General features: G+C 62.9%; 21 protein-coding genes and 1 tRNA gene. 13 read left to right on the forward strand and 9 right to left on the reverse strand.

The features are described 5' to 3' along the window. Nucleotide 1 precedes the first annotated feature (1 nt). A complete protein-coding gene (locus tag GSQ92_RS17230; RefSeq protein ID WP_158803872.1) occupies nt 2–937 on the reverse strand; it encodes a glycosyltransferase family 2 protein in 936 nt (311 codons plus the stop codon). Between the two features lie 243 nt (nt 938–1180). Here GSQ92_RS17230 and GSQ92_RS17235 point away from each other — a divergent pair, with 243 nt between their 5' ends. The 10 genes from GSQ92_RS17235 to GSQ92_RS17280 all read left to right on the forward strand — a co-directional run bounded on the left by GSQ92_RS17235 (nt 1181) and on the right by GSQ92_RS17280 (nt 16469). After that, entirely contained in the window at nt 1181–4399 is a 3219-nt protein-coding gene (locus tag GSQ92_RS17235) for an alpha-1,4-glucan--maltose-1-phosphate maltosyltransferase (protein WP_158803871.1), read from the forward strand. A gap of 2 nt (nt 4400–4401) precedes the next feature. Continuing rightward, complete coding sequence (gene treS, locus GSQ92_RS17240) at nt 4402–7698, forward strand: maltose alpha-D-glucosyltransferase (RefSeq protein ID WP_159013780.1); 3297 nt, start codon at nt 4402–4404, stop codon at nt 7696–7698. Beyond that, a complete protein-coding gene (glgB, locus tag GSQ92_RS17245; RefSeq protein WP_158803869.1) occupies nt 7695–9890 on the forward strand; it encodes a 1,4-alpha-glucan branching protein GlgB in 2196 nt (731 codons plus the stop codon). Before treS ends, glgB begins: the two co-directional genes overlap by 4 nt. A 272-nt stretch (nt 9891–10162) precedes the next feature. Further along, nucleotides 10163–10903, forward strand: coding sequence for an aquaporin Z (aqpZ, locus tag GSQ92_RS17250; RefSeq protein WP_158803868.1), 741 nt, complete (start codon nt 10163–10165; stop codon nt 10901–10903). Between the two features lie 167 nt (nt 10904–11070). Further along, on the forward strand, nt 11071–12003 hold the full coding sequence (locus tag GSQ92_RS17255) for a substrate-binding domain-containing protein (RefSeq protein WP_158803867.1): 933 nt from the start codon (nt 11071–11073) through the stop codon (nt 12001–12003). Between the two features lie 108 nt (nt 12004–12111). Further along, nucleotides 12112–13095 carry an ABC transporter permease gene (locus GSQ92_RS17260; RefSeq protein WP_158803866.1) on the forward strand — a complete coding sequence of 328 codons (984 nt, stop codon included), beginning with the start codon at nt 12112–12114 and terminating at the stop codon, nt 13093–13095. Nucleotides 13096–13098: 3 nt separating this feature from the next. Continuing rightward, entirely contained in the window at nt 13099–13857 is a 759-nt protein-coding gene (locus GSQ92_RS17265) for an ATP-binding cassette domain-containing protein (protein ID WP_158803865.1), read from the forward strand. Between the two features lie 10 nt (nt 13858–13867). Further along, a complete protein-coding gene (locus GSQ92_RS17270) occupies nt 13868–14824 on the forward strand; it encodes a 3-hydroxyacyl-CoA dehydrogenase (RefSeq protein ID WP_158803864.1) in 957 nt (318 codons plus the stop codon). A 156-nt stretch (nt 14825–14980) separates the two neighbouring features. Then, nucleotides 14981–15925, forward strand: a complete 945-nt coding sequence (locus GSQ92_RS17275) for a hypothetical protein (protein WP_216856865.1) — start codon at nt 14981–14983, stop codon at nt 15923–15925. Between the two features lie 61 nt (nt 15926–15986). Then, on the forward strand, nt 15987–16469 hold the full coding sequence (locus GSQ92_RS17280; protein WP_158803863.1) for a nucleoside deaminase: 483 nt from the start codon (nt 15987–15989) through the stop codon (nt 16467–16469). 33 nt (nt 16470–16502) lie between these two features. Here the strand turns inward: GSQ92_RS17280 and GSQ92_RS17285 are convergent, their stop codons facing one another. Continuing rightward, entirely contained in the window at nt 16503–17297 is a 795-nt protein-coding gene (locus GSQ92_RS17285; RefSeq protein WP_158803862.1) for an aldolase, read from the reverse strand. 176 nt (nt 17298–17473) lie between these two features. Between GSQ92_RS17285 and GSQ92_RS17290 the strand changes: the two genes are divergently transcribed. The 3 genes from GSQ92_RS17290 (at nt 17474) to GSQ92_RS17300 (ending at nt 19617) form a co-directional block, all read left to right on the forward strand. Beyond that, nucleotides 17474–17806, forward strand: a complete 333-nt coding sequence (locus GSQ92_RS17290; protein WP_158803861.1) for an L-rhamnose mutarotase — start codon at nt 17474–17476, stop codon at nt 17804–17806. Between the two features lie 701 nt (nt 17807–18507). Then, entirely contained in the window at nt 18508–18894 is a 387-nt protein-coding gene (locus tag GSQ92_RS17295; protein ID WP_216850231.1) for a YidH family protein, read from the forward strand. 9 nt (nt 18895–18903) lie between these two features. After that, on the forward strand, nt 18904–19617 hold the full coding sequence (locus tag GSQ92_RS17300; protein WP_158803859.1) for a histidine phosphatase family protein: 714 nt from the start codon (nt 18904–18906) through the stop codon (nt 19615–19617). Between the two features lie 21 nt (nt 19618–19638). On the opposite strand, the gene GSQ92_RS17305 is transcribed toward GSQ92_RS17300, so the two are convergent. The 7 genes from GSQ92_RS17305 to ctaD all read right to left on the reverse strand — a co-directional run bounded on the left by GSQ92_RS17305 (nt 19639) and on the right by ctaD (nt 25693). Beyond that, nucleotides 19639–19714: transfer RNA gene (locus GSQ92_RS17305), tRNA-Phe, on the reverse strand. Between the two features lie 56 nt (nt 19715–19770). After that, the gene (locus GSQ92_RS17310; RefSeq protein ID WP_158803858.1) at nt 19771–21288 is read right to left on the reverse strand and encodes a carboxypeptidase M32; all 1518 of its coding nucleotides are present in this window, start codon (nt 21286–21288) and stop codon (nt 19771–19773) included. After that, nucleotides 21285–22037 carry an SURF1 family protein gene (locus GSQ92_RS17315; protein WP_158803857.1) on the reverse strand — a complete coding sequence of 251 codons (753 nt, stop codon included), beginning with the start codon at nt 22035–22037 and terminating at the stop codon, nt 21285–21287. Before GSQ92_RS17315 ends, GSQ92_RS17310 begins: the two co-directional genes overlap by 4 nt. Continuing rightward, nucleotides 22030–22884, reverse strand: a complete 855-nt coding sequence (locus tag GSQ92_RS17320; RefSeq protein ID WP_158803856.1) for a cytochrome c oxidase subunit 3 — start codon at nt 22882–22884, stop codon at nt 22030–22032. Before GSQ92_RS17320 ends, GSQ92_RS17315 begins: the two co-directional genes overlap by 8 nt. Nucleotides 22885–22923: 39 nt before the next feature. Continuing rightward, nucleotides 22924–23097 carry a hypothetical protein gene (locus tag GSQ92_RS17325; protein ID WP_158803855.1) on the reverse strand — a complete coding sequence of 58 codons (174 nt, stop codon included), beginning with the start codon at nt 23095–23097 and terminating at the stop codon, nt 22924–22926. Further along, nucleotides 23094–24050: a heme o synthase gene (cyoE, locus tag GSQ92_RS17330; RefSeq protein WP_158803854.1), complete on the reverse strand. Its 957-nt coding sequence runs from the start codon at nt 24048–24050 to the stop codon at nt 23094–23096. Before cyoE ends, GSQ92_RS17325 begins: the two co-directional genes overlap by 4 nt. Further along, entirely contained in the window at nt 24050–25693 is a 1644-nt protein-coding gene (gene ctaD / locus GSQ92_RS17335; RefSeq protein WP_159013781.1) for a cytochrome c oxidase subunit I, read from the reverse strand. Before ctaD ends, cyoE begins: the two co-directional genes overlap by 1 nt. Between the last annotated feature and the right edge of the window lie 5 nt (nt 25694–25698).

Genomic DNA, 25698 nt, shown 5'->3' on the forward strand with positions numbered 1-25698 from the left:
ATTAGCCGACACGCAGCGCATTCGCTGGCGTCATGAGCTCCGGCGGGACTGAGACGCTCGGGCGCTCCATCAGGCTGCCGAGGGCTCGCTTGACCCTTTCGAAATGAATTTCGAAGGAAGGCAAGAATCTATCTACACGCCGGTCGATCACCTGGTTCTGGTCCAGCATATCGAATCGGCTTTTGTCGCCGTTGCGAACGCTGTCAGCGCGCGTAGGATCCTTGTTCACGTTACCAAGCTTCATGCGCTGCTTGAACTCGTCAAAGGTCTTGGTTTGGTAGTGGTTGATCTGTACGCCGTTGTAGACGACGCGATCTACTATCCCGCGCCTCGTGTGCGTGTAGGACTGAAAATCTGACAGCGTGGCCGCACCGAAATGCAGATCGGCGTCGTGGCAGAAGACCTCCTTGATCGCCTTCACGCGCGCGACGGATTTCACCCGGCACTGATAGGTCCAGCTTTCCGGGCCGCTGCGTGAAAAGGTCTTGAGGACGTTCTCGTAATTGGGATCGCTTCGGCCCGACGAACCGAAATTGCGCCAATTCATCGCAACCATACTGATATGCGCCGGGATGGCGGCGACGAATGATTTCACGCCATCGAATCCCCATGGCACGAGGAACTCATCGACATCGATGAACGTCACCCACTCGAAATCGGAAAGCCGGGCGAGGGAATCATTGTAGGCCGAGCATTGCGGCGAAGCCCGGCCCGCCCCCGGCCAAACGATCCGCTCGATCGGGAAGCTTTGTGCCAATCGCTCCACCAGGGCGGGTGTCGAGTCGGTGCTGTCATTGTCATAAATAAATATGCGGTCGATGCCGATCGCGAGATGATAGGCTACCCATTCGGGCAGGTAACGCGCCTCATCCTTTGCGATCACGACCAAAGCGCAGCGCGTCATCGTCAGCCCCTCTGTTACAAGTCTGGGCGGCAACAATCCTCCGCGCGAACTTCATAAAAACGCGCGACCTGTTCATTAGCGCAACGAAACCTTGCCGTTAAGAGCCTTGTTCCCGTTCGGCTCGGCATTCGCTGACATCGCTCGATAATCCATGAGCCGGCCATCGGAAGGCGCAATGTCTTCGATTCTATCGCCTTGCCGCGCGCGATACCCGACTCATATCTCGGCGCGAAGCACAGAGCAGGCGCCGGACGATTGCAGACGGGAAGAAGAGCCATGGACCAACGCGTGACCGCCGAAGCCACAGCCTCGCGCAGCCAGGCGGTGGGACCGCCACGCGTCTATTACTTCAACCCACTCCTGGCAGGGCCACTTGCGGACTGGGCGGCATGGCTGGACCGCGCCCGGGACCTCGGCTTTAGCCATGTGCTCAGCGCGCCCCTTTTCGCGGGCCCCTCACTTTTCTTGCCCACCGACTTCGCCCGACCTCATCCCGCGCTGCAATCGAGCGGCGATGCCGCCGGCGCGCTGGCAGCTTTCGCCCAGGCATGCAGGTCGCGCGACCTCGTGCCGCTACTCGACTTACTACCTACAAGGCTCGCGGCGCAGGGCGTCGCGGAGGCGCATAACGACATTTTCTATGCCCCGCCATCCGGCAGTGGACTTGATCCGAGGGCGCTTGGCCCGGAGAGCGATGCGGCCGTGCTACGTGGAGAAGCTGACGCCGAAGCCGTCGGCGCCTTTTGGTACGCCCAGGCACAATCCTGGCGGCGCGCCGGAATCGCCGGCTTTCGCATTGCGCTGAAAGGTCTGCCCACGCATCAGGCTCGGGCACTGATCGCGGCACTCCGCAAGGACAAGGACGCTCTGTTGCTCGGCTGGACCCCAGGCCTGAGCCGGGAGGAGCGCGCGGGGCTGATCGGCACCGGCATCGATTTCGTCTTCGCCTCTCTGCCTTGGTGGGACTTCGCGGCCGATTGGTTCTGGAACGAACTCGAGGAACTGCATCGGATCGCTCCCGTCATCGCGCCGGTGGAGGCGCCGTACGAGCCGCGCTTCGCGGCCTTGGTCAGCGACCTTGCGCTGCTGCCCTGGGCGCAACGCCGCTCGCTGCGCTTCGCCTCGGCGGTGGCCGATGGCTGGATGATGCCGATGGGCTTCGAATGGGGCGCGACCCAAGAGATGGACGCGCGCCGCGATCTGCCCGAATCACCCGCAGCCGATCCGGCCTTGTTGGCGGAGATCCGCACCGCCAATGACGTGCGCGGCTCGGGCATCCCCCGGCTGATCAGCGGCCCCGACGCCGCGCCTTTCGCTTTCCTGCGCAGCGCCAAAGACCCGCGCTACGCCGAGACGGCCATTCTCACCCTGGTCAATGCGGAACTTGACCGCGCGCGGCCGGTGGCATTGCGCCCGTTGCTGGCGACCATAGGCGGCCGCTTCGCGGCGCCAGGCGTCGCTTTGGAGACACAGTTCACGCTTGATCCCGGTGAAGTGCGGACCTTGGCGCTGACCGCGACGCCGGGCGCTAAGCGGGTTCGCCCGCAGCTGATTCAGTCGGCGCTCGAAGCCGCGAATTCGCCGCGTATCGGGATCGAGCAGATCGCACCCGCGGTGGATGACGGCCGTTTCGCCGCCAAGCGCGTCGCGGGCGACATCGTCACGGTTGAGGCCGATATTATCTGCGACGGTCATGATCAGCTCGGCGTTGCTCTTCTATGGCGAGCCGAAGAGGAAGCGGACTGGCATGAGACACGCATGCACCTCGTGGTCAACGATCGCTGGGAGGGCACGTTCCCGCTCGATCATGTCGGCCGCTACGTCTTTGCCGTAGAGGCTTGGCGGGACGCTTTCGCGACCTTCCGCGACGAGATCACCAAGAAACACGCCGCCGGAATCGATGTGCAAGTGGAGTTGCTCGAGGGCGTCCATCTCGTGCGGGCCGCGGGTCCGCCGCTTGCCGCGCTCGATGCCAAACTTGCGACGAGCGATACCGCGGAACAGATTCGCCTTCTGCTCTCGACCGAGACGGCAGCTTTGATGGCGCAGACCGACAAGCGCCCACGCGCGGTGCGTAGCGCGCCTTATCCCATCGATGCGGATCGGCTGGAGGCGCGTTTCGCCAGCTGGTACGAGATCTTCCCTCGCTCGATGAGTGACGATGCTGAACGCCATGGCACGTTCACCGACGTCATTCGCCATCTGCCGCGCATCCGCGACATGGGCTTCGATGTACTGTATTTCCCGCCCATCCACCCGATCGGCCGCAGCAATCGCAAGGGCCCGAACAACACCCTGACACCGGCGGAAGGCGATCCCGGCAGCCCTTATGCGATCGGCAGCGAAGCCGGCGGGCATGACGCGGTGCATCCCGAACTCGGAACGCTGGATGACTTCCTGCGGATGCGCGAGGCGGCGGAGGCCCATGGGCTGGAGGTCGCGCTGGATTTCGCGATCCAATGTTCGCCCGATCACCCTTGGCTGAAACAGCACAAGCGCTGGTTCGCCTGGCGTCCGGACGGCTCCATCCGCTATGCGGAAAACCCGCCGAAGAAGTATCAGGACATCGTCAATGTCGACTTCTACGCCGAAGGCGCGATTCCTGAGCTATGGGTCGGCCTCGCCGAAGTCGTCATGTTCTGGGCGAAGCAGGGGGTGCGGATTTTCCGTGTCGATAACCCGCACACCAAGTCTTTCGCCTTCTGGGAGTGGATGATCGCCGAGGTGCGTGCGGCCTATCCGGGCACTCAATTCCTCGCCGAGGCCTTCACGCGGCCAAAGATCATGAACCGTCTGGGCAAGCTCGGCTTCACCCAGTCCTATACCTACTTCACCTGGCGCAACGGTAAGCGCGAGCTGGAGGAGTATCTAACGGCCCTCAGCGCGCCGCCGATGAGCGACTTCTTCCGCCCGAACTTCTTCGTCAATACGCCCGACATCAACCCGGTCTTCCTGCAGACCCATGGCCGTCCTGGCCATCTGACACGGGCAGTACTGGCGGCGACGCTTTCGAGCCTCTGGGGTGTCTATTCCGGCTTCGAGCTGTGCGACGCGACGCCGTTGCCCGGCCGCGAGGAATATCTAGATTCGGAGAAGTATCAGGTCCGGGCTTGGGATTGGCAGCGTCCGGGGAACATCGTGGCGGAGATCACCCAGCTCAACCGCATCCGGCGGCAGAACCCAGCGCTGCAATCGCAGCTCGGCCTGACCTTCCTACCGGCTGATAACGACCAGGTTTTGTTCTACGAGAAGGCCACGCCCGACCGTTCGAACGTGGTCATCGTAGCGGTCAATCTCGACCCCCGGGATGGTCAGGGCACTGGCGCGAACATCGAATTGCCGCTTTATAAGTGGGGGCTGCCGGATCAGGGCAGGCTTTCCGTGGTCGACCTCATGCGTGGCGATCGTTTCACTTGGACCGGGAAATGGCAGCGTGTCGGGCTTGACGCTGCCATGCCCTTCGCCGCCTGGCGTGTGCGGCCGGAGACAGTTTGATCATGGACGTGAATCCGACAACACCGCTGATCGAGGATCCGCTCTGGTACAAAGACGCGGTGATCTATCAGCTGCATATCAAGTCGTTCTTCGACGCCAATAATGACGGCGTGGGCGATTTTCCGGGCCTGCTGCAAAAGCTCGACTATATCGCCGAGCTTGGCGTCACCGCCATCTGGCTGCTGCCCTTCTACCCATCGCCGCGTAAGGATGACGGCTACGACATCGCTGATTATCGCAGCGTGCACCCGGAATACGGCGAGCTAGAGGATGTGAAGCGGTTCATCGCTGCGGCGCATGAGCGCGGCTTGCGGGTCATCACCGAACTCGTCATCAACCACACCAGCGACCAGCACCCCTGGTTCCAGGCCGCGCGCGAGGCACCGCGGGGCTCGCCTGAGCGCGACTTCTATGTGTGGTCCGACACCGATACAAAATATGCCGGCACACGTATCATCTTCGTTGATACCGAGAAGAGCAACTGGACCTGGGACGAGAAGGCCCAGGCCTATTACTGGCACCGCTTCTATTCCAACCAGCCCGACCTCAACTTCGACAATCCGGCGGTGCTGGAGGAAGTGCTGTCGATCATGCGCTTCTGGCTGGATCTCGGCATCGACGGACTAAGGCTCGACGCCGTGCCCTATCTCGTCGAGCGCGAGGGGACCAACAACGAAAACCTCGCGGAAACGCATGAGATTCTGAAAACCATCCGCGCCGCGATGGACGCGCATGCGCCGGGCAGCATGATGCTGGCCGAGGCCAATCAATGGCCGGAGGACGCGCAAGTCTATTTCGGCGATGGCGACGAATGCCATATGTCGTTCCATTTCCCGCTGATGCCGCGCATGTACATGGCGATCGCGCGCGAAGACCGTTTCCCAATCACCGACATCATGCGGCAGACGCCGGACATTCCCGCGAATTGCCAGTGGGCGATCTTCCTGCGCAACCACGACGAGCTGACGCTCGAAATGGTCACCGATAGCGAGCGCGACTATCTGTGGGAAACCTATGCGCGCGACCGCCGCGCGCGCATCAACCTCGGCATCCGTCGTCGCCTCGCGCCACTGCTGGAGCGCGACCGCAGGCGCATCGAACTTATGAACGGGTTGCTGCTGTCGATGCCTGGCACGCCGGTCATCTATTACGGCGACGAGATCGGCATGGGTGACAATATCCATCTCGGCGACCGCGATGGCGTACGCACGCCGATGCAATGGTCCTACGATCGGAACGGTGGTTTTTCACGCGTTGATCCGGCATCTCTTGTGTTGCCGGCGATCATGGATCCGCTCTACGGCTTCCAGGCGCTGAATGTCGAGGCGCAGGAATTCGACCAGCATTCGCTGCTCAACTGGATGCGCCGGATGCTCGCGGTGCGAAAGAATTTCGGCGCTTTCGGGCGAGGCACGCTGCGTTTCCTTTATCCCGGCAACCGTAAGATTTTCGCTTACCTGCGGGAAATCGACGGCGAGACGCCGCAGTCCATCCTCTGCGTCTGCAATCTCGCGCGCAATGCTCAGGCCGTGGAACTCGATCTCTCCGCTTACGAGGGGCGCGTGCCGGTCGATATCGTCGGCGGTTCGGTTTTCCCGCCGGTCGGCCAGCTGAGCTACCTGCTCACGCTGCCGCCTTACGGCTTCTTCTGGTTCTTGCTGGCCCAGGAAGCGGAGTTGCCGGCGTGGCATCGGCCAGCGCCTGAAGTTCTGCCCGACCTCGCCACCATCGTTATTCGCGGCGACATCGCCGAAGTGCTCGGTATGAACGGCAAGCGGGTTCTCGAAGGCGAAGCGCTGCCGGCCTATATCCCGAAGCGGCGCTGGTTTGCCTCAAAGGGTGAGCAGCTCGGCGCGCTGACAGTCGCAAATACTGTGAAGCTGCCCGGTGTGCCCGATGTCGTGCTGGCCGAGGTGCAGACGGCTATTGAGGGCCGTCTCGAAAGCTACGTGTTGCCTTTGGCGATCGCCTGGGAAAGCGGCACGAGCGGACCGCTCGCCCAACAACTCGCCTTGGCCCGTGTCAGGGCCGGGCGCCGCATGGGTGTACTCACCGATGGCTTCGCAGTCGATGCCTTTGCGCGTGGCGTCGTTCAGCAATTGAAGCTGGGCGACACACTTCCGCTGGCCGAGGGTGAGATCCGTTTCGTTCCAACCTCGCGCGCGGCGGAACTCGACCTTGCGGAGGATGCGGAGATCCGGCGCTTTTCCGCCGAGCAATCCAATAGCTCGCTCGTTATCGGCGATCTCGTTGTGCTGAAAATCCTGCGGCACGTCGCCGCCGGCGTTCACCCTGAGGGCGAGATGACGCGCTATCTGACCGAGCGTGGCTTTGCCAATATCCCCGCGCTATTCGGCGAGGTTGTGCGCATGGCGCCGGACGGCACGCCGCATACCCTCATGCTGGCGCAGAGCTTCGTGCGCAACCAGGGCGATGGTTGGACCTGGACGCAGGACTTCCTCAACCGCGCGGTCGAGGAGATCGCCGTCACCGGGCAGGATGACAGGGATCACGAGGATACCTTCCCGGCCTATACCGAATTCGCCACCGCTATCGGTACGCGGCTGGGACAGTTGCATGCGGTCCTGACAGAGCCGACCGACGAGCCCGACTTCGCCCCGAGCATCGCGGATGACGCGACGCTCGCCGGCTGGGCTGACAGTGCGGTCGAACAGCTCCGCCTAGCCTTCGATCTGCTGCGTGTCCGCACCGAATGGGCGGACGAGGACTCCAAGCTTCTCGCCGAGGAGTTGCTGACGCGTGCCGGGGCTTTGGAGAAGGCGGCTTATCGCCTCGCGGCTTTGGGCAAGGGCGCGCTCTGCACCCGCATCCATGGTGACTTCCATCTCGGCCAGGTGCTGGTCGTGCAGAACGACGCCTTCATCGTCGATTTCGAGGGTGAGCCTGCGCGGCCGACTGAACAGCGGCGCCTGAAGTCGAGCGGGCTGCGCGATGCCGCCGGGATCCTGCGGAGCTTCGACTATGCCGCCGCCGCCGCTGCCCTCAGCCGTGCCGCCCTGGCGCCGCAAGCGGCGGAACGCCATGCCGCGCTGCTGGAGCATTTCCGCGCTCGTGCGGCCAAGACTTTCCTCGACGCCTATCGCATGGCATTGGAAACCTCCGAGCGGCCCTGGGTGCCGATCGAGGCGGAGGATCCGCTGCTTGACCTGTTCCTCATGGAAAAGGCTGCCTACGAGATCCGTTACGAGGCTGCGAACCGGCCCAACTGGCTGCGGATTCCGTTGCGCGGCCTCAAGGGCATTGCCGAACGCGTGCTGAGTGTCGGGGTAGTCGCATGAATGGTTATAGCGGAAGTATCGGGCTTCCCGATCCAGGAGCGATCGACGCCATTGTTCACGCGCGGCATGGCGATCCGTTCTCGGTGCTTGGGCCACATGCGGTCGCGGGCGGCATCGCCGTGCGTTGCTTCATCCCGGACGCGACTTCGGTTGAGGTGCTGGCCCGCGACGGCAGGCAAGTTCTGGCGCGGCTGAGCCAAATCGATCCAGCCGGCTTCTGGTGCGGTCTGCTGCCGACGCCGGTTCCCTACTATCTGCGGATCACCGCACGCGACGTGGTGCGGGAGACTGAGGATCCCTATTCCTTCCCGCCCACGCTGACGGATTTCGACATCTATCTGCTGGCGGAAGGTCGCCACCGGGAAATCGGCCAGGCGCTCGGCGCGCATCTCGCGGAGATCGACGGCGTGCGCGGCGTGCGTTTCGCAGTCTGGGCGCCGAATGCTCGGCGTGTGTCCGTCGTCGGCAGCTTCAACCGCTGGGATGGCCGCCGCTACCCCATGCGGAATCATGTCAGCGCGGGCGTATGGGATATCTTCATCCCCCGCCTTGGCGCCGGCGCCACCTATAAATACGAGCTGCTTGGACCCGACGGCGGCCTGCTTCCGCTAAAGGCCGACCCAGTGGCCGCTTTGGCCGAGCCGCCCCCGGCCACGGCCTCCGTCATCGTCGATGAGCGGCTGCGCTGGACCGACCAGGACTGGTTCAAGCGCCGTGCGGAAAGCGTCGCCACGAACGCGCCGATCTCCGTCTACGAGGTTCATGCCGCGTCCTGGCTGCAGGAGGAGGAGCAGGGCGAGAACGGCTGGATGATGCTTGCGGAGAAGCTGGTGCCTTATGTCAGTGGCATGGGCTTCACTCATATCGAGCTGATGCCGATCATGGAGCATCCCTTCGGCGGCAGCTGGGGCTACCAGCCGCTCGGCCAATTCGCGCCGCAGGCACGCCTCGGGCCGCCGCAAGGCTTCGCCTGGCTCGTCGATCGCTGCCATGCGGCCGGCATCGGCGTCATTCTGGACTGGGTGCCCGCGCATTTTCCGACCGACGCGCATGGCCTGGCCCGCTTCGACGGCACGCCGCTGTACGAACACGGCAATCCGCTGGAGGGATTCCACCAGGACTGGAACACCTACATCTACAATCTCGGCCGCAACGAGGTGCGCGGCTTCCTGATCGGCAGCGCGCTGCATTGGCTGGAGCACTACCATGTCGATGGCATCCGCGTGGATGCCGTGGCCTCGATGCTCTATCGGGACTACAGCCGCAAACAGGGTGAGTGGGTGCCGAATATCTACGGCGGCCGCGAAAACCTCGAGGCGGTGTCCTTCCTCCAGGAACTCAGCCGCGAGATGAAGTCGCGCTGCCCCGGCTCGGTCCTAATCGCCGAGGAAAGCACCGCCTGGCCGGGCGTCTCACGGCCCGCCGACGAGGGCGGGCTCGGCTTCGACTACAAGTGGAACATGGGCTGGATGCACGACACCCTCCATTACATGGAGGAGGACTCGATCAATCGCCGCTGGCACCACGACAGCATGACCTTCGGGCTGGTCTATGCCTTCTCCGAGAAATTCGTGCTGCCTCTGTCGCATGACGAGGTGGTCTACGGAAAGGGTTCGCTGATCGGGAAGATGCCGGGGGACCGGTGGCAGAAATTCGCCAATCTGCGCGCCTATTTCGGCTTCATGTGGACCCATCCCGGCAAGAAGCTGCTCTTCATGGGCGGTGAGATCGCCCAGGAGCGCGAGTGGAACCACGACCGTTCGCTCGACTGGGGTTTGCTCGACGATCCGGCCCATGCCGGCGTCCAGTCGCTGGTGCGCGACCTCAACGCGCTCTACCGCGAGCAGCCCGCACTCCATCGCCACGACTGCGATCCCGAGGGCTTCCGCTGGGTGGTGATGGATGACCGCGAACAGAGCGTCTTCGCCTATCTGCGACAGGGCGATCTCGGGGATAAGCCGGTGATCGCGATCTGTAACTTCACTCCGCTGCCGCGCGAATTCTACCGATTGGGCGCGCCGGTCGCGGGTGTCTGGCGCGAAGCCCTCAACAGCGATGCCGGCATCTATGGCGGGTCGAACATGGGCAATGGCGGTTTCGTTCGGGCCGAGGATGCGCCCCACGGCGACTGGCCCGCATCCCTCACCGTGACCATACCGCCGCTCGCAACGCTGATCCTGGTCGCGGAGTAAAACTACTCCGTTGGCACTCGCCTCGCCTGCCAGCGTCATGCTCGGCCGCGGGCGGTCCCGTCCTTGCCGAGCACGACAATGCGACCAATCGAGGGGTCCATATCTTCCGATGAGGAGGGAAGTTGAAGAGGATCTCGTCCACGAGCAGACGTCGGCCTCTATGCAACGTAGTACTCTCGGTGCCTCCTAACTCTTTCGCATAAGCCTGATGAAGAACTTGAGAGGAATATTTCACGAGCGTATTGGTGCGGTAAATAATTCGGGAGGACCTCATGGGTTCCGATATGTCGCGCCGTGTCATTGCCGAATTCTTCGGCACGTTTTGGCTGGTTCTCGGAGGGTGCGGAGCAGCGGTGCTGGCTGCGGCCTATCCGGGCCTAGGTATCGGCTTCGTCGGTGTCGCCTTTGCTTTCGGGCTTACAGTGCTCACCATGGCCTATGCCGTCGGCCATATTTCCGGCGGCCACTTCAACCCCGCCGTCACCCTCGGGCTCTGGGCTTCCGGCCGCTGCGCCAACAAGCATGTGGTGCCCTATGTCGTCGCCCAGGTGCTCGCGGGAATTCTGGCGGCGGCGGTGCTGTATATCATCGCATCCGGCAAGCCAGGCTGGGTTCCGGGCGGCTTCGCCTCGAACGGCTATGGCGATCTCAGCCCCGGCAAGTATTCGCTCGGCGCTTGCTTCCTCACTGAATTTCTTATGACGTTTTTCTTTCTCTTCATCATCATCGGCACGACTTCCAAAGGCGCGGCAACGGGCTTCGCCGGAATCCCGATCGGTCTTGGCCTGACCTTGATCCATCTGGTGTCCATTCCGGTGACCAATACTTCGGTCAATCCGGCGCGCAGCACCGGTCCGGCGCTCTTCGCGGGGGGCGCTGCCATCGACCAGCTCTGGCTGTTCTGGCTCGCGCCGATCGCCGGCGCAATCGTAGCGGGGCTGCTTGCTCGCTGGATGTATGAGCACAACACAATCGTGGATACCGTCGTGGTGGAAGAACGCCTCGTCAGCTGATCATCAAGGGCGGAGTTCAGGCGAACTCCGCCCGCTGACCACACGCCCGCTTGCCATACTGATTGTATCTTCCAGACGGAGGCGATACCGTTCCCTCTCATCGGCAATGATAAGCCGGAATAAATGTCGCCGGCCGGTATGGCCGGCTCATAATGGGAGGCGACTAGATGCTGAGAAAATTAGCGGTCATTGCTTGCACTGCATTTCTTTCGGTGGCGATTCCCGGCGCCTCCCAGGCCAAGACATTCTACTGGATCTCCCACGGCTCACCGGCTGACCCGGTCTGGACCTATTTCCTCGCCGGTGCGGAGCAATGGGCGAAGGACACGGGCAATACCGTCAAGACGTCCTTTCACAATGGCGATGTCGCGGCCCAGCAGGAAGCCGAGCGTGCCGCCATCGCTGCCAAGGCGGACGGCATCGTAACGAGCAGCCCGGATCCCGGCAGCCTCGTGCAGATCGCGAAGGAAGCGAATGCGGCTCATATCCCGATCATCAACTTCAATACGCCAGACCCCACCGCGAGCTTCGACGCCTATGTCGGTGGCGACAATGTGACTTTCGGCAAGCGCTGGGCCCAATATCTCGTTGATCATCACCTCATCAAAGCTGGCGATTTCGTCTGGATGCCGGTCGAGGTTCCCGGCGCCACCTATGGCGTGCAGGAGGAGCAGGGCGCCGCGAGTGTGCTCAAACCGCTCGGCATTACCTGGGAAGTGACGGATTCGACGCTTGATCAGGCCGAGATCATCAGCCGCATGTCCGACTACCTCACCGCCAATCATAAGAAGATCAAGGCGATCATCGGCCTCGGCGATCTGGTGAATGGCAGCATCAAGCGCGTCTTCGATCAGGTCGGCATCAAACCCGGCGAAATCCCAGTCATCGGCTGGGGCGACTCACTGGATACGACGCAGGAAGTGCTCGACGGCTATGTTGTCGCGGCACAGTGGCAGGATCCGCAGGCGACCAGCTATGTGGCGCTCTCTCTCGCCGCGATGGCATCCAGCGGCATCCGTCCGGGCTTCAATATCATCACGGGCGCGCTATACGACAAAACCAACGCTGATATTTACAGCAAGATCCTCTCCGCCAAGTGAGTGTGAGGGGCGATCGCATCGTCGCGCGAACGCCCCTTTTCTTGACGATGGCCGCGCCCTTATCCGGCGCGGCCTCCTCCTTCATTCCAAGAGGATCGCGGATCTCACGTGGAAAATAGCCTTGTCCGACGCCTGATCGCCAAGCCCGAGCTTGGACCGCTGATCCTCCTCATCGTCGAGATCGCCGTATTCGGATCGATCAATGACGACTTCCTCTCGCCCCTCAACATCAGCAATACGCTGGCTTTCACCGTCGAACTCGGCCTCATCGCCTTGGCGATGACCTTGCTGATGACCTCGGGAGAATTCGACCTTTCGGTGGGCTCGCTGTTTGGCTTTTCTCCAGTGCTGATGTGGACGCTGCGCAATAGTGGTGCCACATCCCTGGAAGTCGCCTTCGTCATTTCGATGCTGGTCGCGGCGTTTGTCGGCCTCGTCAACGGCTGGTTCGTGACGAGGCTAAAAATCCCGTCCTTCCTCGTGACGCTCGGCATGCTTCTGGTGGTGCGCGGAACGGCCCTGTTCATGACCGACGGTTTTCCGCAGCGCACCTGGAGTGCGGGCGGTAGCTGGCTCGCTCAGGCGCTGGCGGGTGAGTTCTATATCGGCTCATTCCGCGTCTATATGTCGGTGTTCTGGTTCGTCGGCGCGGCCCTTCTGCTCGGCTATGTGCTGACGCAGACGAAGATCGGCAACTGGATCCAGGCGGCCGGAGGCAATGCGAATGCCGCCCGCGCGCGCGGCGTGAATGTCGATCGGACAAAGGTCGGCCTGTTCATTCTTTGCTCGCTCATGGCCTCGCTCGCCGGAATCATAAGCTCCATCCGCACCTCGGCTGCCAACCCCAATAGCGGTACCGGCTATGAGCTTGAGGTGATTGCGATGGTCGTCATCGGCGGCACCGCTTTGACCGGCGGACGCGGCACGATTATCGGCACGGTTCTGGGTGTGCTGATCCTGCGCGTCATGCGGAACGGCATCGTCTTTGTCGGCGTGCCCGGACTGGCCTACAACATCTTCATCGGTGCGATTATACTTGGCATGATGGCGCTGCATTCCGGCCTCGAACGCCGCCACAACGCGGGAACCTAGGCGATGGCCGAACCACTCATCCGCATGTCGCATGTCAGCAAGTCCTATGGCCGCGTGCAGGCGCTCACCGATGCGACCCTGACGGTCGGCGAGAGCGAAATTGTCGGCTTGCTGGGCGATAATGGCGCGGGCAAATCGACGCTCATCAAGGTGCTGTCTGGTGCCGTGCCGCTGACGAGCGGCGAGATTTTCGTCCGTGGCCGCAAGGTCGATATCAAGAGCACGACGGACGCTATCGCGCTCGGGATCGAGACGATCTACCAGGATTCCGCTCTGGTCACGCAGCTTTCCATCGCGCGCAATCTGTTCCTCGGCCGCGAGCCACTGAAGGGACCGCGTTTCCTCAACCGGATGGATCACGGCGCCATGGAGACTGTGGCGCGCGAGCTGCTGAAACAGGTGGGTATCAGCAAGGACATTCCGCCCAGCACGCCCATCGGCTCCCTGTCCGGTGGCGAGCGGCAAGCGGTCGCCATTGCACGCGCGATGCATTTCGACAGCGACCTCATCATCCTGGATGAGCCGACCAACAATCTAGGCGTCGCTGAAACCCAGGGCGTGCTGCGCTTCGTGCGAGGCGCGCGGGACTCGGGACACTCCTGCATTTTCATTGCCCACAACATCCACCATGTGTTTCAGGTGGTCGACCGGATCGTGGTCATGCGACGCGGCAAGGTGGTGGCCGAGGATATCGATCCGAAGCGCAGCAGTGTCGAGGAAGTCGAGAGCGTCATCACGGGCATGTCCGACTACGTTGGCTAGCGCAGCCAAGATGCTCGCCGAGACACCAGGCGGCAGCGCGATCGCGATCATCGGGGCGGGCAGCATCGGGGTGGCTTTCGCCATCGTTTTCGCGCGCGCGGGTTTTTCCGCAAGGCTTCAGGATCCTGACTCCGCGCGACGTGAAGCGGCGCCCGGCGAGATCACGCAGCGGCTTCGCGACCTCGAAACCTACGCTCTCATCGCCGAAACGCCGGACGAGATTCTTGCCAGGGTCACGATTGTCCCGAGCGTTGAGGAGGCCGTCGCGGACGCGGCTCTGGTGCAGGAATGCGCGCCCGAGCGGCTCGACCTCAAGCGCGAGCTTTTCGCCACTCTCGATCGTGTCGCCCCCGCCGAGGCAATTCTGGCGAGCTCGACTTCGGCTTTGCAGCCCTCGTCATTCGCCGAGGAATTGCCGGGCCGGGCGCGTTGCCTCGTCGGTCATCCGGGCAATCCGCCTTACCTCATTCCGGTCATCGAAGTCGTGCCGGCGCCTTTTACGAGCGAGGCGGCAACTGCGCGCTGCGGCGAAATTTACCGTGCTGCCGGACTTTCGCCGGTCCGGCTACGCAAGGAAATCGAGGGATTCGTCTTCAACCGCCTGCAAGGCGCGCTGCTACGCGAAGCATACTGCCTGGTGCGGGATGGTGTCGTGTCGGTCGACGAAATCGACCAGGTGGTGAGGGATGGGCCCGGCCGGCGATGGTCGGTGATCGGGCCTTTCGAAACAGCCGATCTCAATACACGCGGCGGAATTGCCGCTCATGCGGCCAAGATAGGCCCGGCCTATGAGCGCATGGGCGCGGAGCGCGGCCAGCACGATCCCTGGACGCCCGAATTGGTCAGGCAAGTCGAGAAAGCGCGCCGCGCTCTGTTGCCGCTCGACCAATGGGAAGATCGTGTGGCCTGGCGGGACCGGATGATGATGAAGGCGCTTTCCGCTCGCCTTGAACAGCCGGAAAAATAGCCGTCTTGGGTCGAAGGCTAACTCTACCCTTGCCGCGCAAAATTAGTTAAGCTTGCTCCCATTGCAATTTAAATTTCGTCCTCAATAAAGGCGGAAGACTAATTTGACCGAGTTCTGCAGAGACCAGACTGGGCGAATCTGCCCGGATTTTCTTGGATGAGCGGAATGGCTTTGCCTTCCGCAACTGGCGTCACGACGAAGGTCACCGTCGCTTCGGGCAACGACAATCTCTTCGCGACCTGGCAATCCGCCTTCACGCGGGCCGCCTCGGCCGCCTCCGGTTTCGTGAGCCTGGAGATTATCCCCGCCTTCGCGGGTTCGCCGGATTGGCATGTCATCCAGCGTTTTCGCTCGGCCGAAATGCTCGAGCTTTGGCGAAAATCCGCCCAGCGCATCAGCCTGCTCGCCGACCTCGCCCGCATGCAGGGTTCGGCCAAGGCCGAGCCGCAGGAAGAAGTGGCTCCCGACTTTCATTCGCTGTCCTGCGTCACCGAAGTCATCACCTCTGTCGTCGAACCAGGAAAAGAAGGATCCTTCCAGGCCTGGGCCGAGAGCGTCCAGGCAAAGCAAGCGATTTTCCCGGGCTATATGGGAACGCTGGTACAGGCGCCTTTGTCGGCGGAAGTGCCGTATTGGACGACGCTTGTCCGCTACTCCACGCCCGCTCAGCTCGAGGCCTGGCTTAGCTCAACCGAGAGAAAGGCCCTTCTCCAGACTGCCGATCCGCTCGTCTCTCACTGGAAAAGTCAGAGGATGGCGAGTCCTTTCGGTGGCTGGTTCCCCAGCGAGCCGGACCGGGCGCCGGCGCCAGCCTGGAAACAAACGACGCTGGTTCTGCTCGTGCTGTTTCCGGTGGTGATGCTGGAAATTCGTTTCCTCAGCCCGTTTCTGCGCGGCCAGCATGTCGCGATCGCGACTTTCATCGGCAATGCGATCAGTGTTTCCCTGGTGTCCTGGCCGTTGATGAATATTGCGGTGAAATTCCTGGGCTGGTGGCTGCAGCCGAACCCGGCGCGGCGCTGGCTCATAGAGGTCATGGGTGTCTGCACATTGCTCGCGCTGTACGCAGCGGAAGTGCTGATCTTCATGCTGCTGTACTAGGGCAAATAAGAAGATCTCCTATGTGCGGCGCGTCCTGAAAATCCAATCGGAAAGGTAGTCCATGACCGAAGACGACAGAAAATTCATGACACGAGCCATCGAACTCTCCGAGCAAACAGCATTGATCGACAGTGCCGGCGGTGTGTTCGGCTGCGTCATCGTGCAGGACGGCAAGATTCTCGCCGAGGGCCGCAACCGCGTCGTCGCGGAAAACGATCCGACCTGGCATGGCGAGATCGAGGCGATCCGCAATGCCTGTAAGAAAGAGGGCAATTTCAAGCTGCGCGACGCGACGCTCTATACCAGCGCCGAGCCCTGTCCGATGTGCGCGGCGGCCGCCTATTGGGCCGGCATCAAAAACATCTACTTCGCCTCGACCAATGCCGATGCGCTGAAATATGGCGATTTCGATGACAGCATGATCTTCTCGGAGCTGAAAAAGCCGGCGACCGAGCGCTCCATCCCGAGCCAGCAGATTATGCAAGCCGAGGCCGTCGAGGTCTGGAAGAAATACAAGAACAAGGCCGACCGCGTTCCCTACTGAGCCTCGAAGCTCCGGCCTTCCCTTGGCGCAACGTCAAGCCAGGAAGGCCGGATCCTCGCGTTCGAGGATGCGCTTGACGCTTTCGAGGTGGAGACGCGCGCTCTCGCCTTGACCTACGGCGATTTGGGTGGCGACACGGCTTGCGATCTCGTCCGGGATCGGCAGCAAGGGGCGGCCGGAACTCATCGCCAGAAGCTGCGCCTGTGCGGCCCGCTCAAGGTAGTAGAGGTCATCCCAAGCCTCGGCGATCGACGCGCCGAGCACCATCACGCCATGGTTTTTCATGAAGACAATATTGGCGTCGCCGACAGAAGCGGCGATGCGATCCCCCTCCGCCTCGTCCAAGGCGAGGCCATTGTATTTCTCATCGACCGCGACACGCCCGTAGAATTTCAGCGACGACTGGCCTGCCCAAACGAATGGCGGCCCCTCGATCATCGATAGCGCGGTCGCATAGGGCATATGGGTATGAAACGCCGCCCGGGCCTGCGGCTTGTGCTTGTGCAGGCGCGCGTGGATGTAAAACGCCGTCGCCTCGGGCACGCCGTCGCCTTCCAGGACATTGCCCTCCCAATCGCAGACGAGCAGGCTCGACGCGGTTACTTCCGCGAAGGAGAGGCCATAGGGATTGACCAGGAACAAATCGGGATGGCCCGGCACAACGGCCGAGAAGTGGTTGCAGATCCCCTCCTGAAGCCCAAGCCGCGCCGCCATACGAAAACACGCCGCGAGATCCCCTCGCGCCAACGCGACGGCCTTGGCATCCCGCCAGGAATTGCGCAGCAGCGGTTTCGCTGTCGCTTCAGGCGACGCCAGCTCACGAGCCATGACCGAACTCCCAGCTAGAACTTTGCGGCACGAGTGAAGCCCATGCACATCGGCGAGCCAAGGGGGAGGGGCACAGGCGTGCCGGTCGCCGGCTGCACCAGACCGAAGTGGAACAGCCCTTCAATGGCAATGCGCGGTGCGTCTATCGTCTTGGCTAGAAACCGAAAGGAACGCAGATGGCGAAGCGCATGGGCATGTGCATTGGGCTGAACGCGGAAAAAATCGCGGAATACAAGCGGTTGCACGCCGATGTCTGGCCGGGGGTGCTGGCGCGGATCTCCGCCAGCAATATCCGCAACTATTCGATCTTCCTGCGGGAGCCTGAGAACCTGCTCTTTGCCTATTGGGAATATCTTGGCACGGATTTCGGCGCGGACATGGCGGCGATGGCGGCGGATCCGATCACGCAGAAATGGTGGGAGATCTGCATCCCTTGCCAGCGCCCGCTTCCCACCCGTGCCGAGGGCGAGTGGTGGGCCAGCATGGAGGAGGTATTCCATCTCGATTGATGAGGGTCACCACCACCTCGCTGAGCGGCGGCGGAACTCGGCTTCTGGTATTGCCGCTGCTCGGCCAAAGTGATGAGACGTGAGGGGGGCGGGTCGCCCGGCGAGCCGCCGGACAGGTAAAATCGCTCTCCACGATCCAAAAGATTTACTAGCGCTCCATATTATCCGGAATGACTACCACGCTTGGCGGATCGTACATCAGCTTTACGGGCAAATTCCGGTCTTTGACGGGTCTTCTTCCTCCAGGTTGGTAGCTATTCGCGGGCCGCGCTTGGTATCCTCGGCTTTGACGGAGGGCTGTTCCCGAACGCTGCGGCTACTAGGGCAAAGCCTAGACTTGGTCGTCGTTGACGGGTGAGTCCCGCGTGAAGACGGGAGGGTAAGGCATGGCGCAAAGGCTTGGCGCGGATGACTCGACGGACGTGAAGTGCGGCGGCTGTCACGCCGTCTATGCGAGGCGACTGATGGGACCCGCCGATGGTACCGAGCATTCGATCAAATGCGCTGTATGCGGTACGCAGCTTGAACAGTGCGGTTCCAGTTCGCTGTTGACCTTCGCTTTCGCCAAACGCGAGGGCTAACCAACAAGACATCTTCGGCACCGCGGCGTGAGCACGTGGCAAGCTGCTTGAGGATGCGATATGCCTTGGCCCGTCGAGGCAACCAGACGGCGGATCGTCGCGCGGCCAAGGATGCAACCATTGATCGAGCGCTATAGCGACCATTCTGCGAATGAGCGGACCTTCCTGGCCTGGGTTCGCACATCAATCGCCGTCATGGCCTTCGGCTTCCTGGTCGAGAAGTTCGATCTGTTCCTGGAAATCATGACGGGCGTGAATGGCGCCTGGAAACCGGGGATTCTCGGTCAGGTGGTCGGCAATGTCGCGGGGCTGCTGCTGATTTTGCTTGGCGGCACGATGATCGTCCTGTCCTTGATCCGCTTTCGCCGCGTTGCCCTCAATATCGACGCCGTTGACATACGCCCCGGTAGCGGCGGCCGCATGGACACGGCGCTCGTGAGTCTGCTCGTCCTCCTCGGCGCGACCCTGTTCGTCTACCTGTCCTACACCGTGATCAGCAGAGTTTAGGGCTGGCGCATGATGCGGTCGTGTCTCGCCGGGTTGCTGTTAGTCGCGGCCTGTTGCGCTGCGCCAATGCTGCGGGCTGAGGCACAGCCAGCGGAAATCATCATCCTTCGCCACGCCGAGAAGGCCGACAACTTCCGTCTCTGTCCGGCTGGCACCCAGCGGTCACTTGCCTTGGTGAAGCAATATCTCGGCCGCGATGCGCGAGATTCGCTCTTCCCGGCCAGCCAACCTCCGGCGGCATTTTTCGCGGTCTCCCTGCACACGCTGGAAACGGCAACGCCCGCCGCGACAAGCTGGGGACTTCCGCTCATCACCTATTCCGTGCTTCCAGCCTCCCCGGAGGACTTTGCGCTCGCTCTCAATCAGGCGACCCGGCGAGCGGCGCATGACGTGCTGACCAACCCGCGTTGGACCGGGAAGACGATCGTGATGGTCTGGGAGCATGACCACATCGCCCATTCCAACCTCAAAACACGCTTCCCCGGCGAGCCGGTGATGTTGCGCCAGCTGCTCCACCTCGACCGCCTGCCAGGCGTGCCGAAGGACTGGTGGGGGTCGAACTACGATTACTTCTGGATCGTGCGTTACGACCGGCCGGGATCCGACAGTCCGACCAGCTTTCGCATGGTGCGGCAGGACTTCGTGCCGGGACAACCGGCTCTAGCCGCCAACGCATGGGGCGCGCCCAGACTATCCGGCACGGCGCCCGGCTGCGAGCGATAGGCTTGTTGTTGCAAAGGAGGATGGTGCCCAGGGGAGGAATTGAACCACCGACACTGCAATTTTCAGTCGCATGCTCTACCAACTGAGCTACCTGGGCACAGGTCCGCGGGGCGTGGGTAGCGCAGCCACGGAACCGGATCAAGGGGGCGGCGATCAGGCCGGCGTGAGATAGCGCGCGTGGAGATGAGCCTGGAAGTCGGTGGGGTCGAGCGGCTTGCCCGTCGCGGCCCGCAGCAGGTCGTTGAAGCCCAGCAGATTGCCGCGTCCATGAACCTCCCGCCGCACCCAGCCGAGCAATGGCGCCATGTTGCCATGCGCGATGGCGTCATCGATATCCGGCAAATTCCGCCGGATCGCCGCCATGATCTGCGCGGCGCCCATCGCGCCCATCGTGTAGCTCGGGAAATAGCCGAAGGCGCCGTCGTACCAGTGGATGTCCTGCAAACAGCCACGTCGGTCATCGGGCGGCGTGAGGCCGAGCAGCGCGCGGAAACCCTCGTTCCAGGCGCCGGGTAGATCCGACACGGAGAGGTCGCCGGCAATCAGTGCTCGCTCCAGCCGGAAGCGCAGGATGACATGGGCCGGATAGGTCAGCTCGTCGGCCTCCACCCGGATGAACCCGCGCTCCAGCCGGCCCAGCAGGCGCGACAGGTTGCGCGCGGTGAAGGCCGGCTGATTGCCAAAGGCCGCCTGAAGCTGCGGCGCGAGCCAGGACAGATAGGCATCGCCGCAGCAAACCTGCTTCTCCATCAGCAGCGACTGGGTTTCGTGCACGCCCATGCCGGCATCCTCACCGACCGGCTGGCGCCGGTGCGCGGCGGGTTGCCCGGCGGAATAGAGCGCGTGGCCGGTCTCGTGCATCACGCCCATGAGGCCCTGGAGGCAGCCGGTCTCGTCGTAGCGCGAGGTTATGCGGATATCGGTTGGCGTGCCGCCGCTGAAGGGATGCGCCGAGCGGTCGAGCCGGGCATGGGCATAATCGAGTCCTGCCGAAGCGGAGAGGTGACGGCACAGCGTCTCCTGCCCGGCGATCGGAAAGGGACCCACTGGCACCAGCGGCGGCCGCTCCGCCACATCGCGCGCCAATTGCAGCTCCTCCGCGAGGGGAAGGGCCTCGGCCAGGAACGCCTCGTAGGCGGCGAAGACAGGTTCGACGTCGGCTGAGCCTATGCCGCGCTGGAAGCCGTCCATCAGCGCGTCATAGGGCGCGAGGCCGAGCGCCTCGCCGAGCGCCGTCGCTGACTCGCGATACAGCCGCACCACCTCGGTCAATGCCGGAGCCACCAGGGCGAAATTCGATTCGGGGCGCGCCTGCCGCCACAGCATCTCGCAGGCGGCGCCCGCCCGTGCCTTTGCCTCCACCAGATCGGCGGGAAGCGCGATGGCGCGTAGGTGCTGGTGGCGCATGAGGCGCAGGTTGGCCGCCGACCAAATGTCATCCGGCGGCGTGTCCACCGCAGCGGCAAGATCATCCGCCATGACGTCCGCCGTCATCAATTCATGCGCGAGGCCGGAGAGCACCGCGAGCTGGTCGCCACGGGCGGCGCCTCCTCCGGGCGGCATCATGACCGAGGAGTCCCAGGTCAGCACGGCATTCGCTTCCTGCAACGTGGCGATCCTGGCGAAACGGGCGGTGAGGCGGTCATAGGCGGCACGGGCGGTCGTCGTCATGGGCGCAGCACCTTGTAGGTCCAGTAGCTGAATTGAATGAGCAACACGCCGGCAAGGCCGAACCAGGTCAGCGCGTATTGCAGGTGGTCGTTCGGGGGTCGCGGCAGGCTCGTCGCTGGCTGAGGCCAGCCGCGTGGGGGTGGCTGGCCCATGGCGACTAACACAAAGGGCGCGAGGTCAGGATGGCCGAGTTCCTTGCCGATCAGGGCTGGATTGAGAAGGTAGAAGCGGCGGCCCGCTACGTCGTCATCGGGCGTAAACGCATTGGCGCTCTGCGGCGCCTGGGCAAAGCCCGTGACGGTCAGGCTAGGCGGCAGATCGGCATGCGCGAGGGAACCGTCCGGCATCCAGCCAAGATCGACGAGAACCGGCTGCCCCGTCGGCGGCCGCAGGATCGCGATGAGGTCGCCACCTTCGACCGTCGAGGCGCCAACATCCCGCACGTCCTGCGCGAACAGCGCGGCGGAGCCGGGAACGACAGTGCCGGTGAGGAAAACCTTTTCGAAAGGCGAAGGCGTGGCTGGCACCGGCACCGGTGGCGCGCGTTCGGCAGCGGCGATGGTGGCGAGGATGCGTTCCTTCCAGGCCAGCCGGTCGATCTGCCAGGCGCCGAGCCCCATCAGTATCGCGAAGACCGGTCCGCAGAGCAGCGCGAAACCGGCGATGCGCAGTGCCGGCGAACGAGGCGGGCCGGATCGCGGCGCCGCCTTGGGAAGCGCAGTGACGGTTAGGCGATTGCCTTCAGGCAACGGTGACCTTGCTGGCGCCCCAGAGATAAACGCAGACGAACAGGAACAGCCACACCACGTCAACGAAATGCCAATACCAGGCGGCAGCCTCGAAGCCGAAATGGCGCTGCGGCGTGAACTGCCCGGCTTTCGCACGGAACCAGCAGACGATGAGGAAGATGGTGCCGACGATCACATGGAAACCGTGGAAACCGGTCGCCAGGAAGAAGACCGAAGGGAAGATGCCGCCGCCGGAAAAATGGAAAGGCGCGTGGCTGTATTCGATCGCCTGACAGCCGGTGAAGCTGAGGCCGAGCAGGATCGTCGCGGCAAGCCCGATGGTGAGCGACTTGCGGTCATTCTCGATCAGCGCGTGATGCGCCCAGGTGACGGTCGTGCCGGACAGCAGCAGGATCATCGTGTTGAGGAAGGGCAGGCTGAAGGGGTCGAAGGTGTGAATGCCTTCGGGCGGCCAGATCGCATGGGTGCTTCCGGCGACCCGCTCCGGGAAGAGCGCGAAGTTGAAGAAAGCCCAGAAGAAGGCGACGAAGAACATTACCTCCGAGGAGATGAACAGCGTCATGCCGTAGCGCACGCTGATGAGGTCAAAGGCGCTGTGCCAGGTTGGATGCTCGCTCTCGGCGACGACCTTGCGCCACCAGAAGAACATGATGGACAGCACCGAGAGAACGGCGAGCACCAGCAGGATGTAACTGCCGTAATGGGCGGCGAAGATGATCCCCATCAGCACGAACATGGCGCTGAAGGCCATGAGCACGGGGAAGAAGCTATGCGGCACGAAGAAATAGGGATTCTTGATCCCGGATGGTTCGACCGTCATCGCCGCGTGGTCGGTTTCGCTGCTCATTCCCTCAAGCCTCTCTCAGCGCCGCCGCCCGCGGCATGTCTACTCGATCCACGATAAGCCGTAGTGCGAAAGCTTGACCATGGCGATCGCATAAAACAGCAGGCAAAACAGCACCAGCATCGCGCCGATCGCCCAATTCACGCGCTTCCGCCGGCGGTCGAAGGCCTGGCGCGGCGTCGCCGCCGGAACCTCAGCCACAACGGATTTGGTCAAGCGATCAGCCGGCATAGCGCGAGCGCCGCGAAGAGCAGCGCCAGGTAAAGCAGCGAATACCGGAAAGCGCGCCGAGCCGGACGGTTATCGGTCAGGCTCGCGCCACCCGCGCCTTGCCCGTCCCGCAGAACCAGCACCGCATAGCCGATGAAGATCAGGCTCAGCACGGTCGCGATCACGAGATAGGGCAGGCCGACGAAACCAACAATCCAGGGCGACGCCGCCACCGGCAAAAGCACGAGCGTATAGGCGAGGATATGCCAGCGCGTGCTGCGCGGGCCGGAGACCACCGGCAGCATGGGCACGCCCGCCCGCTCGTAGTCGCCGCTTGCATAGAGCGACAGCGACCAGAAATGCGGTGGCGTCCAGAAAAAGATGATGGCGAACATGAGTAGCGGCACGAGGTCGATGGTGCCCGTCACCGCCGCCCAGCCGATAACCGGCGGGAAGGCTCCGGCCGCGCCGCCGATGACGATGTTCTGCGGCGTCCGCCGCTTCAGCCACATCGTATAGATGAACACATAGAAGCCGATCGAACCGGCCAGCACGCCCGCCGCCACCAGATTGGTCGCGATCGCCATCATCAGGACGGAGGCGCAAGCGAGGAAAATGCCGAAGCCCAGCGCCGATGCCGGGTCCATCCGCCCAGCCGGTATCGGCCGGTTGGCGGTACGGCGCATCACCGCGTCGATATCGCGGTCGTACCACATGTTGATGGCGCCCGCCGCGCCCGCGCCGACCGCGATGCAGAGGATGGCCGTGATCGCCAGCACCGGGTTGAGATGCCCCGGCGCGAGCACCAGGCCGATGACCCCGGTGAACACGACAAGGCTCATCACGCGCGGCTTGAGCAGCGCGATCCAGTCCTCCAATTCGGCGCCGGCCGGGAAGGCGCTTGCTTGAAGCGCCGCCTCGGCCGGACCCGCCAATCGCTTGTCGATCATGCTGGCCATCAGTTGAAGCGCGGTAGCTCCTCCGTGAAGGTATGGGCCGGCGGCGGGGAGGGCACGTGCCATTCCAGCGTCGTCGCACCCTCGCCCCAGTAGTTCGCGGGCAGGTGTTGCTTCGAGGTAAAGGTCTTGTAGACGACGTAGAAGAAGACCAGCACGCCAGCGCCCGAGATGAAGGCGCCGATCGAGGCGACGAAGTTCCAGCCCCAGAAAGCGTCAGGATAGTCGGGGTAGCGTCGCGGCATGCCGGCGAGGCCGAGGAAGTGCATCGGGAAAAAGGTCAGGTTCACGCCGATGAAGGTGAGCCAGAAATGCACCTTGCCCCAGAATTCGGGGTAGGGGTGCCCGGTCATCTTGCCGATCCAGTAGTAGAAGCCGGCGAAGATCGCGAAGACCGCGCCCAGCGACAGCACGTAATGGAAATGGGCGATGATGTAGTAGGTGTTGTGCAGGATCTGGTCGACGCTGGCATTGGCCAGGATCACGCCCGTCACACCGCCCACCGTGAACAGGAAGATGAAGCCGATCGCCCACAGCATAGGCGTGTCGAATTCGATGGCGCCGCCCCACATCGTCGCGATCCAGGAGAAGATCTTGATGCCCGTCGGCACCGCGATCACCAGCGTCGCGGCCATGAAGTAAGCGCGGCTATCGACCGAGATGCCCGAGATGAACATGTGGTGCGCCCAGACCACGAAGCCGACCACGCCGATGGCGATCATCGCATAGACCATGCCGAGATAGCCGAAGACCGGCTTCTTGGAGAAGGTGCTGACGACGTGGCTGATGATCCCGAAGGCAGGCAGGATCATGATGTAGACCTCGGGATGCCCGAAGAACCAGAACAGATGCTGGAACAGCACCGGGTCGCCGCCGCCTGCCGGCTCAAAGAAGGCCGTGCCGAAGTTGCGGTCGGTGATCTCCATCGTCACGCCACCGGCGAGCACCGGCAATGCCAGCACCAGCAGGAAGGCGGTCACGAGCTGCGCCCAGACGAACAGCGGCATCTTGTGCAACGTCATGCCCGGCGCGCGCATGTTGAGGATGGTGGTGATGAAGTTGATGGCGCCCAGGATGGACGAAACACCGGCGAGATGGAGCGAGAACAGCGTGAAGTCCATCGCCACGCCCGGCTGATACGTCATGTTCGTGAGTGGCGGATAAATGGTCCAGCCCACGCCGGACCCCGCGCCTATCACCAGCCCCAAAGTCGCGAAAATGAACGCCGGCGGCAGGAACCAGAAGGCGAGGTTGTTCATCCGCGGAAAGGCCATGTCGGGCGCGCCGATCATGAGCGGGATGAACCAGTTGCCGAAGCCGCCGATCAGCGCCGGCATGACCATGAAGAAGATCATGATGAGGCCATGCGAGGTCACCACCGCGTTCCATTGCTGGCCGCTATGGAAGACCTGCATGCCGGGGGTCATCAGCTCCCACCGCATCAGCATGGAGAGCAGGCTGCCGACGACGCCCGTGGTGACCGCAAAGGTCAGGTAGAGCGTGCCGATGTCCTTGTGGTTCGTGCTGAACAGCCAGCGCTCGGCGAAACCCGGCGTGTGGTGATGGCCGTGATCGTCATGGGCATGGGCATCGTGACCCGGTTCCCCATGCGGTGCCGGCACCGGATCATGCGTCGTGAAGGACATGTGTG

Origin of the sequence: Acidisoma sp. S159, from assembly GCF_009766125.1 — a bacterium.
In the GTDB taxonomy this organism is placed as follows: domain Bacteria; phylum Pseudomonadota; class Alphaproteobacteria; order Acetobacterales; family Acetobacteraceae; genus Acidisoma.